Raw genomic sequence first — 13,659 nt, forward strand, 5'->3', positions numbered from 1 at the left:
ATCTGGCTCTTGTCCTACCGAAGTCGATCTGAACAACAGTGTTACGCAGCAGCTTTTATCGATTTAATTCAGCCGCGACACACAAGAGCCCTAAAACAAAACAATCAGGACATACTGTTTATACTACATAGCAATGGCGAACCTAGGCAACAGCCTTTCAGGCCATAAAGCGAAAAACCAGAAAATACGTGTAAGGAAATGCGCCACAAATTGTGACATTTGGACAAGGCGGTTGTCTGCACAACAAAAAAGCCCTCGTTTTCACGAGGGCAATCACCATAACATCGCAAGATGAAAGAAATCGGTTTATTTAAACCGGGAATTTTTAGAAATCGGCAGTAAACTGCACGCCGTAAGTACGGGGTGGGTTGTACTGACCCATCTGAGAAATTGGCCCAATCTTGACGAGGCGTGCATAACGCTCGTCTGTCAGGTTTCGACCGTAAACGCTGATCTTATATTTTTCGTCGAAGGTCAGATTCATACTCGCGTTGTGCATACCCATGGAGTCAACGTGACCGCGAGGATCATTGAAGAACTCACTTTCGTACTCGTCGGACCAGCGATAGCTGTAGTTAACCGAGAACTCCCCAAGCGCTATATCACGATAGTAATCAAAGCCTGCACCAAAGGTGTTATCGGGTGTATTGCGCAATTTCAGGTAGGTGTTGTCAGTGGGAATAAAGCCTTCCCCAGGGTAGGCTTCACCATCCACATCGGCAAAAAATTCCTTGTACTCAGCATCAAGCAGACCAGCCATCATATAGACACTCAGGTTGCTGGTAATCGCCGCCTGCAGTTCGAGTTCAAGCCCTGAGACTTCCACTTCACCGGCATTGCGCACAATAGTGTTCACCTGACCACCTTCCTCAGGCACCAGAATATCTTCCTGCTTGTCCGTATAATCGGTCATAAAGGCTGTGGCATTGAAGCGAACGCGATTATCCAGCCACTCACTCTTCATACCGACTTCATATGTGTCCACATATTCCGGATCAAATGACGCAATTGCGGCGATGTTTTGCGTGCGGGCAAAGAAGCCACCGCTCTTGAAACCATTCGCGTAAGACGCAAATGCCATCACATCGTTGGAAATATTGTATTGCAGGGCAACACGCGGGGAGAACTCCTTCCAGTCATCCTTTAGCTTCCGTACCGGACCGGGAGGAATAAAGCCCTGGCCAAGAGTCTTTGAGTCCCAGCCACCGGAGCCGCCTTCAAAGCCTTTCTCTTCCCAAGTGTAGCGACCGCCAAGGTTGAGCGACAGGTCATCCGTAAGCTGCCAGTCCATACTGGCAAATACGGCACTTGCCTCGTTCGTCACGGTTCCGTCCAGGTTCGCACTTACGTCGTCAAGCGCTAAAGGGAATGGAATCGCTCCACCCATGCCGTCAGGGATTGCGAAGTTGGGCCCAAATCCGAGGTAGTACCACATATCGAAGCTGTCCTGGAACTGGCGCACGTCCGACTCAAAGTAATAGACACCGGCTGTCAGTTTAATTGCGTCATTCACATCGCCATTGATTCGCAGTTCCTGAGTGAACTGGGAGTACTCGTGCCCACCTGTTACGGTCAGCATGCGCACCGAGCTGGAATCGAACTCATGCACAAATTCTTCATCGCGGGTCTGATATCCGGTAACAGACGTTAACTGCCAGTTACCCAGACCCCAGTTCATCGTCAGATTGAGGAAATCGTCCTGGGTTGAAGCGTCATTGCTTCCATTCATTGAAACATGATCTTCGTCGCTGCCCTGATCCATACTCATACAGCCAGCGCCAAATGCCGGATTCGTTGGATCTGCAGGAACGGAAATGACCCCGGGAATTTCAAGCCCACCGATACTGGCCAGACAGGCGAGGCTGGAGTCATCGTTGAAATTGGCAAAGGCACCGCGCTCAGAGTCGTCGTCAAGGCGGTCGTACCGGAATAAAATGTCAAAGTTTTCCGTCACGTCGAAAGCCACAGCCGCGCCCAAGTGCTGGTAGTCAATAGCGCCGGCGTCTTTACCTGTGGTGGTATTTTTCCAGTAGCCGTCGGTCTGCACCTTGTTGGCCGTCAGCTTGAAGCCGCCCGATTCTGTCAGCGGTGTATTGATCACAGCCTTGGTTTCTATCAAGCCGTAATCACCCGCGCCCACATGGATTTTCGCCCCAAGCTCTTTGGTGGGCTTGGCCCGAATCACATTCAGCGCACCGCCAGTGGTGTTTTTACCAAACAGTGTACCCTGGGGGCCGCGCAGGATTTCAACACGCTCCAGGTCGAAGCTGTCCATCAGCTGACCGGCGGTCGTACCCAGGAAGACGCCATCCAGAATCATACCGACGGGCGCTTCCATACTTTTATCGGGGTCCTGATGGCTGATACCACGAATCGAAATGGCCGCGCCGTTACCACTTGCCGGCCCGAAGTCAATATTGACGTTGGGCGCGTAGTTATTCAGATCCTGGATATTTCGCACTGCAGCATTTTCCAGCTGGGTGGAAATAGCGGTTACCGAAACCGCAATGTCCTGCAGGGATTCCACGCGCTTACGAGCAGTTACGGTAACCTCTTCCAGGGCTACCTTGGGTTCGTCGCTCTGGGTTTGAGCGTGAATGGCTGCCGGCAATACGGCCAGTGCCGCTACCGATCCCGTCAACATCAAACCGCCCTTGATCCTATTTATTCTTTTCATGGCTCTCTCCATGGCATCGCATTGGTGTCCGGCGGGAAATTTACGACAGCCTGGGAACAGCGGGCTTTTGTCCTACCGAGATTGATTGGAACTACAGTGATACGCCGCCGGTTTCTTTTATTGTTGTCCAGCGACAACTACCCTGCCCTACCACAAAACAATCAGGACATACTGTTTATACTACAGACGAACTTTGAGTAAACGCAACAATCCATTTCATAAAAAAGGGGAAAAATCGGATGAACACAACCACCTATAAATCGGGGTTGCGTTCGAATATGACACCCGTCTGGTCTACAGGCGACCAGGGCACCGCAGTGCAGCTCCAGCAGCTGGAATTGATCTCCAGCCAGCTGCTGTCCTCGAGGGTTCCCGCCTTGATCAAGCGTACTGCGGGCAGCTCCTCGATCTGGCTCATTACCTGCGAACCACAGTGCGGACAAAATCCGCGCGCCACATGCGCACCATTGGTTCCGGTTACGGTGAAATTCTTCAGGTTGCCACGGGTGGCCACGGCTTCTGTGGGAACGAGGACTACGCTCGCCCGGCCGGTACCCGTGGACTTCTGGCAGTCGCGACAATGGCAGTGAAATGCGGTCAAAACCGCCTCGCGTGGGAATTCATACGTATATTCGCCACACAGGCACCCACCTGATTCCACTTGGTTCATAATCACCCCTCCCTCTCTGGATTTCGCACTGTGAAATTTGCGTGCGGTGCTACTGTACGGTCATACCATTGACCCAGCTTGCATGGAAACCGTTAGGCACGCGCACAGGAATAAAGACTTTCGCCAAAGGCCCGCGCGTGAGATCCCCGGCGGACAGTATCGACAGATACGCACCCTCCTGCGGGCTGTAGACATAAGACATCAAATAGCCGTCTTCTTCCCGGTCGCTGTCTGGGTTTGGTATGTGTACCGGCTCACCGGCGTTCGCACCCTCGCCAAAATCCCACAGCGCTGAGGTGCCAGTGTCCATATCGTAGGCAATGGTCGCGTTATACGCGTGATTGGGGCTTTCACCCCACGCGTGCGTGGCCGCCGCGGCAAACCCGTAGCGGTAGCGCAGCCCGCAGCGACGCTCATCTGCCCGGGAAAATTCGCAGTAGGTCGGCCCTACTTTTTCATTTGTGACTACACCACTCTTGAGATCCAGGGTCAGCCGGTGCATGTTGCGCATCTGGGATTCCACGCCGGAGCCAAGCTCATTGGATACAGGCATACTGTTCATCCATACGTAATCAATGTACAGATTGTTGCCGCTCTGGAATCCATTGCAGAAGTGCCAGCTGAAGAACGTCGGCGCTTCGAACCAGGACACCTCCGCAGTATCACGGTGCACGACAAAAATACGCGTTGGCCTGTCGGCCTCCCAGATAAACGGATTCCCGCCCTTCATCGCCGCCTCGATATCCGGGAATGCCGGCGCAAACAGGCCGACGATATAATCACCACAGAGCTGTATATCGTGGATCATGGCCCGGCGATGCATACCGTGAACCGGGATGGAGCGCTTGTGTCGCCCATTGCGGTCAAAAATCTGAACCGTGAAATAAGGTGCAGTGAAGGTCTGGGTATTGGAGATGAGATCGCCATTGCGGGGGCATATCTTCGGATGGGCAGTAAGGCCATCGCCCGCTTGCAACAGGCCGTCGTAATCGTATTCGCAAACAGTGGAAAGGTCGCTACGCAGCTGGTGGGGAAAGCCCGCCTCGAACAGTGCGAATAGCTTGCCCCCATGGAACAGCACACTGGTATTGGCGGGATTCTTCATCGGGTTTGGCGAGCCACCGGCGGCTATAGCCTCGGGATCCACGGGGTGCGGACGACCATGGCTTCCCCAACACGCCCGCTGCAGCTTTTCTTCCACCTGGAAGGAGCGCGTGCGCACCCAGCGGTTTCGATAGTGTACCCGCCCGTCCTTGAAATACACGGCGTGGATCATGCCGTCACCATCCACCGGATAGACGTAGTGGTCCGGCTGCCAGGCCACGTTGGGCCCATTGCGCATGAACGCCCCGGTAAGGTTTTCAGGGATTTTACCTTCGACACGAAGTCCACCCTCACCCTCGTCGAAAGTGGACTCAGTGAGTACCGGGGCATAGTTTCCCTGCAGATAGGGGAAACGTGAAAGATCCATCTCAGGACGCGTAGCCATACCAAACCTCCGTTTAAGAGTAAGTACTGCTCATTGTTCCAATTCTGTTTGCCAGATGGAGTCAGGGACTGATGCTCGCGCTCTATGCTCCTCTGGCAGCTATGCGACTGAGCCGTGTTATACCGATTCCGGGATGACATCAGCCATCAGGAAGCGCTCCGCCGCCTGCTGGAAGAGCGCAATATTTCCGCTCGACCATTTGATATCGAGCCTGGAGCGAAATATTTTCCACTCCCCCCCTACATGCCGATACTGATTGGTGTACTCGCCTACCACGGTGGCGATATTGTCCGGCCCCGCGATGGGCATCTGAGAGTCCTGCAATATGATGTGATCCGCGACCAAATAGGCGGTACAGCGGACATTTTCTCCGTCTACTTCCACCCGATGGTTACAGATCGTATGTCGTGTGAGGTCAAAGCCCCCGATATTCCTTTGCAGGGTGGCAACCCAGTCATCCGCTGGGCGCGGCTGGTCCGGCGACCCGCCTGGATCGACGATCGGGCCGTAATCGAGGAAGACTTCTTCGGCGAAGCAATCCCGCACCTGCTGCCAATCTTTGTTATCAAGGCCCTCGGCGTAGCGGTAATAATTCGCCCGCAAATCCGCCTCAAGCTGCAACCGGTCAAGCCTTTCCATTGCCGTTCTCCGTCTTGCCTTCCTTTATCCGATAGCGGCCGCCATCCCACTCGATGACTAGCCACGCGAGCCGCCCTCTACCCGGGTGGCAGGCGCTACTTGGGTACAAATCCTTCCGTAATGGTTGCCGTGTTATCAACCACCATCTCTGCACCATTAACGGCCCTGGACTCGTCCGAGGCGAGGAACAGAACCATATTCGCCACATCGCCGGGGTCACCGACCCACATCGCGTCCATCTGATCCGCGGTCACCGGGTCGTGTACACGCACTATGTCGTACATGTTCTTAAGCATTGGGGTTGCCATATTGCCGGGATGGATGGAGTTGCAGCGCACACCGTAACCTTTCTGGGAACACAGGCACGCAATGGACTTGGTCATGCCACGAATAGCACTCTTGGACGCCGCATAGGCGAAAATAAACGGGCCGCCCTGAATGCTGGCAGTCGAGCACATATTGATAATGGATCCAGCTCCCTGCTGCTTCATCACCCGCAGGGCATGCTTGCAGCCGTAAAAGGTTCCATCAGTACCGACCGCATTGATTTTTTTCCAGAGCTCGTCGGAGGTGTCTTCGATACTGGCGAGCTGTACGATTCCAGCGCAGTTGAGCAACACATCCAGCGAACCAAAATCCTTGACGACATCATCCACGAGCCTCTGCCAGGAAGACTCGCTTGTCACATCGTGCTGAACGAAGATCGCTCCTGTAATCTGGCTGGCCTCGGCGGCACCGGCTTCGGCATTGATATCAGCCATAATGACCCGGGCCCCCTCTTCCGCCAGGCGCCTGGCAGCAGCAAGCCCGAGACCAGAGGCCGCCCCTGTGATAACGGCCACTTTATTTTGAACGCGTCCCTCCGCCATCTCTCATCCTCGCTCTGTTAGGATCCGCACCCCTAAGGCCGCCTGTGGCTGACCCCTGCGTTGGCAGCCGGCAGGCAAACCGCCGCGGCACGAAAATCTTATTATTTTGGACACTTGCGGGAAGCGCCTGTGAGGCCAGGAAATCTGGACAGCCTCACAGGTTTTTCACCATCTTACTTCAAATTATAAAAAAGACAAGCTATCCTGTTTTTAAGAAAACCGGTATAAACCAATGGTTACGGTCAGGCTCAGAATGACACGGGTTGCTCTGGCGGCAAAGAGAACAAAGCCCCACAGGGGATGATTTTTGCGCCATTTGCACCAAAAAGTCCCATTCTTATGACATTTGCTTTGTATCAGGGCAAATCCCTGGTGATAGAGTGAGTGAGCACAGTTACAACCTGCCGTGAAAGGATTAATTGCAGTAAAGACAGTTAAATACATTTAACACACACGTTACGCATCAGGAGAACAATAATCATGAGTGATGAACACGTTAAAAATTATGATGATGTGACTATCTACGGCCTGGCCAACGACCGGGAAGAGGCGTTACTGCGCAAGCAGAACGAGCTGACTTTTATCTGGGCCAATAAGGAAGGACACCCGCTCGGTGTGACCATGAGCTATATCTGGCGCAAAGGCCGCATCTGGTGCACCGCCACCTCCCAGCGTGTGAGAGTCAAGGCACTCAAGCGCGACAATCGCTGTAGCGTGGTTATTTCCAGCGCAGGAACCGATATCGACGTCAGTCAGTCCATAACCTTCAAGGGCCATGCTGTTCTGCATACGGACCAAGAAACCAAAGACTGGTTCTATCCCGATTTCGCCCGCCACACCGTCAGCCCGGCGCCAACGCCCGAGCTTTTCGTGCAGTTTCTCGACACGGACAACCGGGTGATCATCGAAGTCATTCCGGAAAAAACCATCAAGTTTGATGGCGCAGTGATGCGCGACAAGACTTCTGAGGCGGTCGCCAGCGAAGCATAACTTCTGTTCCAGCCCGATACTGGTACCTGATCATGGATGGAAATCTTCCGTTGTCTGACCATTGCGTGGTAGTCACAGGCGGCGCCAGCGGTATAGGCGCCGCCACTGTACAGGCCCTTACTGCACAGGGCAGCCATGTGGTGATTGCTGATATTCAACAGGAAGCGGGTATCGCCCTGGCCGAGTCCCTCGGCCCCCGGGCGCTTTTCTGCAAAACTGACGTTACCCGCGAAGAAGATATCGTCGCCGCGATTACCACTGCCGAGCGGCACTTTGGGCCGATCACTGGCTGGGTAAACAGCGCCGGTGTCATCGGCGCTGTTGGTTCCATTATGGAAACCACCGTCACAGCCTTTGACCAAACTATGGCGGTGCTTTGCCGCAGTGTATTTCTCGGGATAAAGCACGCCGCCACGGCAATGAAAGCTCACGGCGGAGGTGCGATTGTTTCGGTAAGCAGTATCGCCGGACTGATGGGAGGACTTGGGCCACACACATACACCATGGCCAAACACGGTGTGATCGGTCTCACCCGCTCTGCTGCCAGCGAACTGAGCGCACTGGGTATCCGTGTCAACGCGGTGGCCCCAGGAGGTACGGTAACCCCAATGACGGCCGCCTTAACCGGTGGTGACAGTGCATTGATCAGCGAAGCCATCCGCTCGGCCTCACCACTGGGCATTGCCTGTATGCCGGAGGATATTGCCGGGGGAATACTGTATTTACTGAGCGATGCAGCGCGCAACGTCACCGGGCACACCCTGACCATCGACGCCGGCATCACTACCTGCACACCACAGATGGGCTTCCACACTGACAGCCCGCAGGTACTTCTCCATGCTGGTCAACGCAGTGATCAGGAGCCGCAGCAGGCATAGCCGGGCTTCCGGCCATTACAGCCTTTACCGAGACGATCTTCCGGATCAACAAAACAAACAGTACATCTTGACTGTTTTTTTAGGATCACGCATCATCGGTGCCAACTGATACAGGAGACGCGCTATGACCGATGCAATACTCGAAGAAAGCCAACCCCTGGCGGAAATGCCGCTGTTCGATAGTGAAACCCTGAAATGCCCGTATCATTTTGATAAAAAGCTGCGCAGTGAGGCACCCGTTTACCGGGATCCGCAATCAGGCATATTCATCGTCTCTACTTATGAGCTGGTGCGTGAAGCCCACCGAAAACCGGATGTATTTACCAATGATTTCGCACTGGCCAAAGGTGCCCAGGACGAAATAGATCCGGATATCGCCGCAGCCATGGCCCGCACCTATGACCTGGGCAAAGGTACCCTGCTCACTATTGACGACCCGCAGCACAAGATCTACCGGGACGAGCTGCGCGACTTCTTCCTGGCCAAGAACCTGGAAAAATACCGGCCGTGGATTACCCAGCAGGCCAGCACCCTGGTGCAGAATCTTCCGTCTCAACAACCGTTCAACTTCATCGAAACCTTCACTCGCGCCTTTCCGCTTTCGGTGATCATGCACGTGCTCGGCATGCCGCAGGAAATGAGTGACCTGGCGTTCAAGTGGACTGTCGACAACGTCACTGTCTTCTCGCAGCTTGGCGACAAGGAAACGTTGCTGGCAGCACACGCTGGCCTCAAAGATGAATACGACTGGTTTGTGGAGGCCCTTGAGCAGCGCCGCAAATCCCCACAGGATGACCTTCTGACCCTGATCGCCCACGCCACCTATGAGGGGAGGCCGCTGACGATCGAAGAACAGCTGTCCCATTGCACGCAGTTTTTGGTGGCGGGCAACGAGACCACTACCGCTACCCTTGCAGAGGGCATGCGTCAGCTGTGCCTCAATCCGCAGCTTCAGAAGCAGGTACGCGAGGATCACTCTCTGATCCCGAACCTGGTAGAGGAATCCCTGCGTATTGCCACCCCCACATCCAATATGTGGCGTGTGACCAAAGCGGACTACACCCTGGGTGGGGTACATATACCCAAGGACAGCATGGTGCTGCTCAAGTACTTCTCCTCGAACCATGACGAAGCCATGTTCGAACAGCCACAGAAATTTGATATCACACGCAAGAATCTCAACCGGCACATTGCGTTTGGCTTCGGTTCCCATGTGTGTATCGGGCAACACCTGTCCAAGCTGGAAATGAACATAGCCTGGGAGCAGTTACTGACTAACAGCAAAAACTTCCGTCTGGCGTGTAACGCGGACGAACTGGAATACATGCCGCACCTGCTGCTGCGCGGTTTGAAAGAAATCCCCATTGTTATTGAGCAATAGACATCCTCAGTGGTTTGGCGCCCGCCTGTGGGCGCCTTTTTTTATTTCCGGGCATTAAAATAGAACAAACAAATAACAAGGCCGCGCAGTAGATCAACCACTACACGGCCACGGAAAAGGGGTCGAATGGAAATCAGGCGCTGAAGCCCTGTTTTTAGCAGATGGTATCCCTGCCCAGAACTTCTGACTCAGTCAGCAGTACCGGGAATAGTACCCTCGTAGGAGGACTTTGAAATTCGATCCCCATCGAACTTGATGGCCATTTCTGGCACCAACTCCAGGATTACCCGCATCGGCGTGTCCAGGTGCGCAATGGCGGCCTCAACCGTGGGTGCAGGATACGGTGAAATGATCTTCGCCATGGCCGGATAGAACCAATCCTTGGTCGCCTGGTCTTCGTGAATGTTCACCCGACCTTTGTAGGTGATCGTCTTCCCCGGCCCCATATCCGTACCCATACTAGAAATGACTACCGACGCACGCGGATCTCTTCGCAGCGCTTTGACACGCGGGCGCTGGCTGGTGGCGGTCAGCCAGATCGAGCCGTTGCGCGCAACATAGTTCATGATCACACCGAGACCATGCCCCTCTTTATTGGTCCAGATAAAGTTGCACTCTATCTGCTTGTTGATTAACTCTTGCTCACGCTCATCGGAAAGGGTGTAGATCGTGACATCATCATAGCCTTTGAGTTGCTCGCCCATTCAACAGTCCTCCAGTTTACTTGTGCAGTGCCAACACGAGGGATTCCCCAGTAAAACTAAAAACGCGGCAAATGGCCCATCTGCTGCCCGCCAGACAGGTCGATCACCTGGCCATTGATAAATCCTGAGCGAGTATTGTCGGCAAGGTAGAGTGCGGTTTCAGCCATGTCATCCAGCGTACCGAGACGCCCGGCTGGCGTCTCCCTGACATAGGCATCCACTATCGGTTCCATCCCGAAGATCGGGTCGGTCATATCCGTTTTTATCAAACCGGCGGCGATAGAGTTGAAGCGAATTCCCTTCTCTGCATACTCCACCGCGGCAACGCGGATCGCGTGGTCGATGCCGGCGCGCGCGCCGGAGTACACCGCCAGCTCCGGACCGGGCAACCTGGTTGTGAGGGAAGAGATCGTAATAACCGATCCGCCAGATGCCATGGCTGCTGCGGCGTGTTTGAAAAACAGCAGCGCACCCACAAAGCTCACCTCCAGCGTTGGCAGTATCTTGTCCCTACTCAGATTCTCGATTCGGCCCGATGCGTGCATCCCCGCAGAATTTACCGCAATCTCCACATTGCCAAATTGATCGCGCGCCCGCCCAAACAGTCCTTCAAGCTGATGCTCATCGGTTATGTCACAGGCGACGGCGAGACCGCCGATTTCCCCGGCGAGTCGCGCCAGCGGCTCCTCCCGGCGCGCAGCCACGACCACATTTGCCCCTTCCCGTGCAAGGCGCCGGGCTATGGCAGTACCGAAATTCTGCTGGCCGGACGCACCCAGTACGACGGCGGTTTTCCCCTTCAGAGTGCTCATAGGCTAAACGCTCCCGTTTTGTTTTCAGGCACTGTTGTCGAACAGAGCGCGCTTAGAACTGGTCCACAAATAGTGCGGCGACTTCCTTGCGCAGGATATCCTTGCGCACCTTGCCACTGGCCGTTCTTGGCAGGCTGGTGACAAATTCCACATGCTCGGGAATTTTTTGACGCGCGAGCCCCGCCTTGTCGGCAAACCGCGCAACTTTTTCGTGGTCCAGGGCGTGTGATTCCGATACCGGGATGATAAAGGCACAGACGCCCTCACCCAGCCTTTCGTGGGGCATGCTGACTACCGCGGCTTCCTGGATTTCCGGGTGGCCATGCAGCACATCCTCGATTTCCTTGGCACTCAGGTTCTCGCCACCGCGAATAATGATGTCCTTCTTGCGATCCGTGATCAGGATGGCATCGTCCTCTGTGCGCACACCGATATCGCCGGTTAGGAAATAGCCTTCGCTGTCGTGGGCGGCGCGATCCTGTTCAGCATTGCCGTAACCGAGCATCATCCCGGCACCGCGTGCAGCAATTTCCCCTGCGGCACCCGGCGGAACTTCATTGCCTGCGTCGTCCACGATCTTGACGTCGTAACCGTAAATTTTGCCGTCCGTGGAGGCTGCGAGCTCCAGTTCGCCTTCACCGATAAAACCGAGGGTTACGATCGGGGTCTCCGTGCTGCCGTATACGCGAAAAGCCCGGCAGCGCTCGAGGTCACGCTGGCACTGGCGAATAAGCTGTGGCGGCACCGAAGCGCCGCCACAGGCAAACAGGCGCATGCTGGGCAGACGGGTTTTGTGACGCTTGGCCGCTTCCAGTAATTCCACCAGGAAAGGTGTTGCCCCAACACTCGCAGTTGCGCCGAGCCGCGAAATAAAGTCCACCGCGGCATCGGCATCCCAGCGCGCCATCAAGGCGGACTTCACCGGGGAAATAAACGGCAGCACCATACCCGAGCCGTACCCTGTAATGTGGGTAACCGGCGACGGCATCAACATAATGTCGCTGGCATCCAGCCGCCAGAAGTCCACCGAATTCTGTACCACCCGGCTGAGCGTATTGTGGCTGTGCAGCACCGCTTTCGGATTACCGGTAGTGCCAGAGGTGTAAAGAATGGTCTTGACAGAATTCGGATCCACGCGCGGAAGTTCCGCCAAATCCACCGGCGTGTTCTGCACCAGATCTTCATAGCGCAGTGTCCCCTCGTGGGATTCCTGCGCCCTGACGGTGACCACGTGCTCCAGCTCCGGGAGCTCTGCCCGCAACGCCGCAATCATGCCGGGGAATTCCAGGCTTCGGATACGCTCGGGAATGTAGATGAGTTTGGTGCGCGCATCTTTGAGGATGTAGCGCAGCTCGTGTCCGCGGTAAATCGGGATGACCGGGTTCACAATGAGGCCAAGGGCAGACGCGGCGATATCCACCACCACGGCCTCGCGCCAGTTGGGCAACTGGAAGCTGACAACGTCACCCTGCTGCAAGCCCAGTTTTTTCAGGCCGGTCACCAGCCTGCGCGCCTCCTCCGCGATCGATGCGAAGGTGATCGCCGGCTCGTCTTCCAGGTAAATGGCAACTTCATCCGGGGTCTGCTTGGCTTTGCGCCAGGCGCAATCGGAGACCGTCTGATTAGACCACAGGTAACCGTCTCGACGAATGCGCTCTTGAGTCAATGGATTGTGCATCGATCTTCACCCTCGCTTGGAATTATTGTGGTGTCTGTGAGCGGAGTAGCTTGCGCCTAGAGTTCCGACAACACGTGCCCGCCGTCCACGGTAATTGTGGCGCCGGTCATCAAAGAGCCAGCCTCAGATGCGAGAAGCAACAGTGGCCCATCCAGTTCGTGCAATTGTCCGATGCGCTGCGTCGGCACCCGCTCGATCAGTGCCTTACCTGCCGGGCTATTGAACAGTGCACTGGTAAGTGGCGTATCAAAGTAACCCGGGCTCAGGGCGTTTACGCGGATGTTGTGCGGTGCCAGCTCCAGCGCCGCGGCCTTGGTAAACTGTACTACGGCGGCCTTGGACGCAGCATAGCTACTGAGTGCCCGCTGCAGCCGCTCGGCGGTAATGGATGCAATATTGATGATGCTGCCCGGGCGACCTGCAGCCACCAACCGTCTCGCCGCCTCGCGGGTTACGAAGGCCACCCCATTCAGATTGGTATCGACCACCCCGCGCCAGTCATCATCAGTGAGGTCGAGCAGTAGTTTCGGGATTGAGATCCCGGCATTGTTGACCACCACATCCACCGTGCCGAAACGTGTTTCGGCGGCGTCGAACGCGGACCTGATACTCTGGCTGTCGGTGACATCCATGGGCACCGCAATCGCCTCACCACCGCGATCCACAATCCCGTCACACACCGACTGCAACTGCTCAGCACGCCGCGCCCCCAGTACGACCCGGGCACCGGCCTCGGCAAATACCTCGGCGAAATGCTGGCCGAAACCACTCGATGCACCGGTAACCAGAACGACTTTCCCTGCGACGGAAAATGGCTGTGTACTTGTGTTCATACTTCCCTCTCCGTGAATTCCATTGCGCGCTGTCATTGC

Annotated in this window: 12 protein-coding genes; 3 read left to right on the forward strand and 9 right to left on the reverse strand. The window is 55.4% G+C overall.

The genetic code is table 11. The annotated features are described in order from the left end of the window. Positions 1 to 325: 325 nt before the first annotated feature. The 5 genes from ACNKU7_RS11920 to ACNKU7_RS11940 all read right to left on the reverse strand — a co-directional run bounded on the left by ACNKU7_RS11920 (position 326) and on the right by ACNKU7_RS11940 (position 6,344). Positions 326 to 2,677 carry a TonB-dependent receptor gene (locus ACNKU7_RS11920; protein ID WP_418297211.1) on the reverse strand — a complete coding sequence of 784 codons (2,352 nt, stop codon included), beginning with the start codon at positions 2,675 to 2,677 and terminating at the stop codon, positions 326 to 328. A gap of 253 nt (positions 2,678 to 2,930) precedes the next feature. Further along, the gene (locus ACNKU7_RS11925) at positions 2,931 to 3,347 is read right to left on the reverse strand and encodes a GFA family protein (RefSeq protein ID WP_418297212.1); all 417 of its coding nucleotides are present in this window, start codon (positions 3,345 to 3,347) and stop codon (positions 2,931 to 2,933) included. Between the two features lie 49 nt (positions 3,348 to 3,396). Next, positions 3,397 to 4,836: a carotenoid oxygenase family protein gene (locus tag ACNKU7_RS11930; protein WP_418297213.1), complete on the reverse strand. Its 1,440-nt coding sequence runs from the start codon at positions 4,834 to 4,836 to the stop codon at positions 3,397 to 3,399. Positions 4,837 to 4,953: 117 nt separating this feature from the next. Further along, complete coding sequence (locus tag ACNKU7_RS11935) at positions 4,954 to 5,475, reverse strand: nuclear transport factor 2 family protein (protein WP_418297214.1); 522 nt, start codon at positions 5,473 to 5,475, stop codon at positions 4,954 to 4,956. A 95-nt stretch (positions 5,476 to 5,570) separates the two neighbouring features. Next, entirely contained in the window at positions 5,571 to 6,344 is a 774-nt protein-coding gene (locus ACNKU7_RS11940) for an SDR family oxidoreductase (RefSeq protein WP_418297215.1), read from the reverse strand. Positions 6,345 to 6,824: 480 nt separating this feature from the next. On the opposite strand from ACNKU7_RS11940, the gene ACNKU7_RS11945 reads away from it, so the two are divergent. The 3 genes from ACNKU7_RS11945 (at position 6,825) to ACNKU7_RS11955 (ending at position 9,593) form a co-directional block, all read left to right on the forward strand. Next, on the forward strand, positions 6,825 to 7,334 hold the full coding sequence (locus ACNKU7_RS11945) for a pyridoxamine 5'-phosphate oxidase family protein (protein WP_418297216.1): 510 nt from the start codon (positions 6,825 to 6,827) through the stop codon (positions 7,332 to 7,334). Between the two features lie 32 nt (positions 7,335 to 7,366). Further along, a complete protein-coding gene (locus ACNKU7_RS11950) occupies positions 7,367 to 8,212 on the forward strand; it encodes an SDR family oxidoreductase (protein ID WP_418297217.1) in 846 nt (281 codons plus the stop codon). A 124-nt stretch (positions 8,213 to 8,336) separates the two neighbouring features. Next, positions 8,337 to 9,593: a cytochrome P450 gene (locus ACNKU7_RS11955; protein WP_418297218.1), complete on the forward strand. Its 1,257-nt coding sequence runs from the start codon at positions 8,337 to 8,339 to the stop codon at positions 9,591 to 9,593. A gap of 188 nt (positions 9,594 to 9,781) precedes the next feature. Here the strand turns inward: ACNKU7_RS11955 and ACNKU7_RS11960 are convergent, their stop codons facing one another. From ACNKU7_RS11960 to ACNKU7_RS11975, 4 genes are read right to left on the reverse strand one after another with little or no spacing between them, the layout of a single operon-like run. Then, entirely contained in the window at positions 9,782 to 10,297 is a 516-nt protein-coding gene (locus ACNKU7_RS11960; RefSeq protein WP_418297219.1) for a pyridoxamine 5'-phosphate oxidase family protein, read from the reverse strand. A gap of 56 nt (positions 10,298 to 10,353) precedes the next feature. Further along, positions 10,354 to 11,109 (reverse strand): SDR family NAD(P)-dependent oxidoreductase, encoded by a 756-nt coding sequence (locus tag ACNKU7_RS11965; RefSeq protein ID WP_418297220.1) that lies wholly within the window; start codon positions 11,107 to 11,109, stop codon positions 10,354 to 10,356. Positions 11,110 to 11,161: 52 nt separating this feature from the next. Then, on the reverse strand, positions 11,162 to 12,787 hold the full coding sequence (locus tag ACNKU7_RS11970; RefSeq protein ID WP_418297221.1) for an AMP-binding protein: 1,626 nt from the start codon (positions 12,785 to 12,787) through the stop codon (positions 11,162 to 11,164). A 56-nt stretch (positions 12,788 to 12,843) separates the two neighbouring features. After that, positions 12,844 to 13,620: an SDR family NAD(P)-dependent oxidoreductase gene (locus ACNKU7_RS11975; RefSeq protein ID WP_418297222.1), complete on the reverse strand. Its 777-nt coding sequence runs from the start codon at positions 13,618 to 13,620 to the stop codon at positions 12,844 to 12,846. Positions 13,621 to 13,659: the final 39 nt, after the last annotated feature.

The sequence above is a fragment of the Microbulbifer weihaiensis genome, from assembly GCF_048323715.1.
Taxonomy (GTDB): Bacteria; Pseudomonadota; Gammaproteobacteria; order Pseudomonadales; family Cellvibrionaceae; genus Microbulbifer.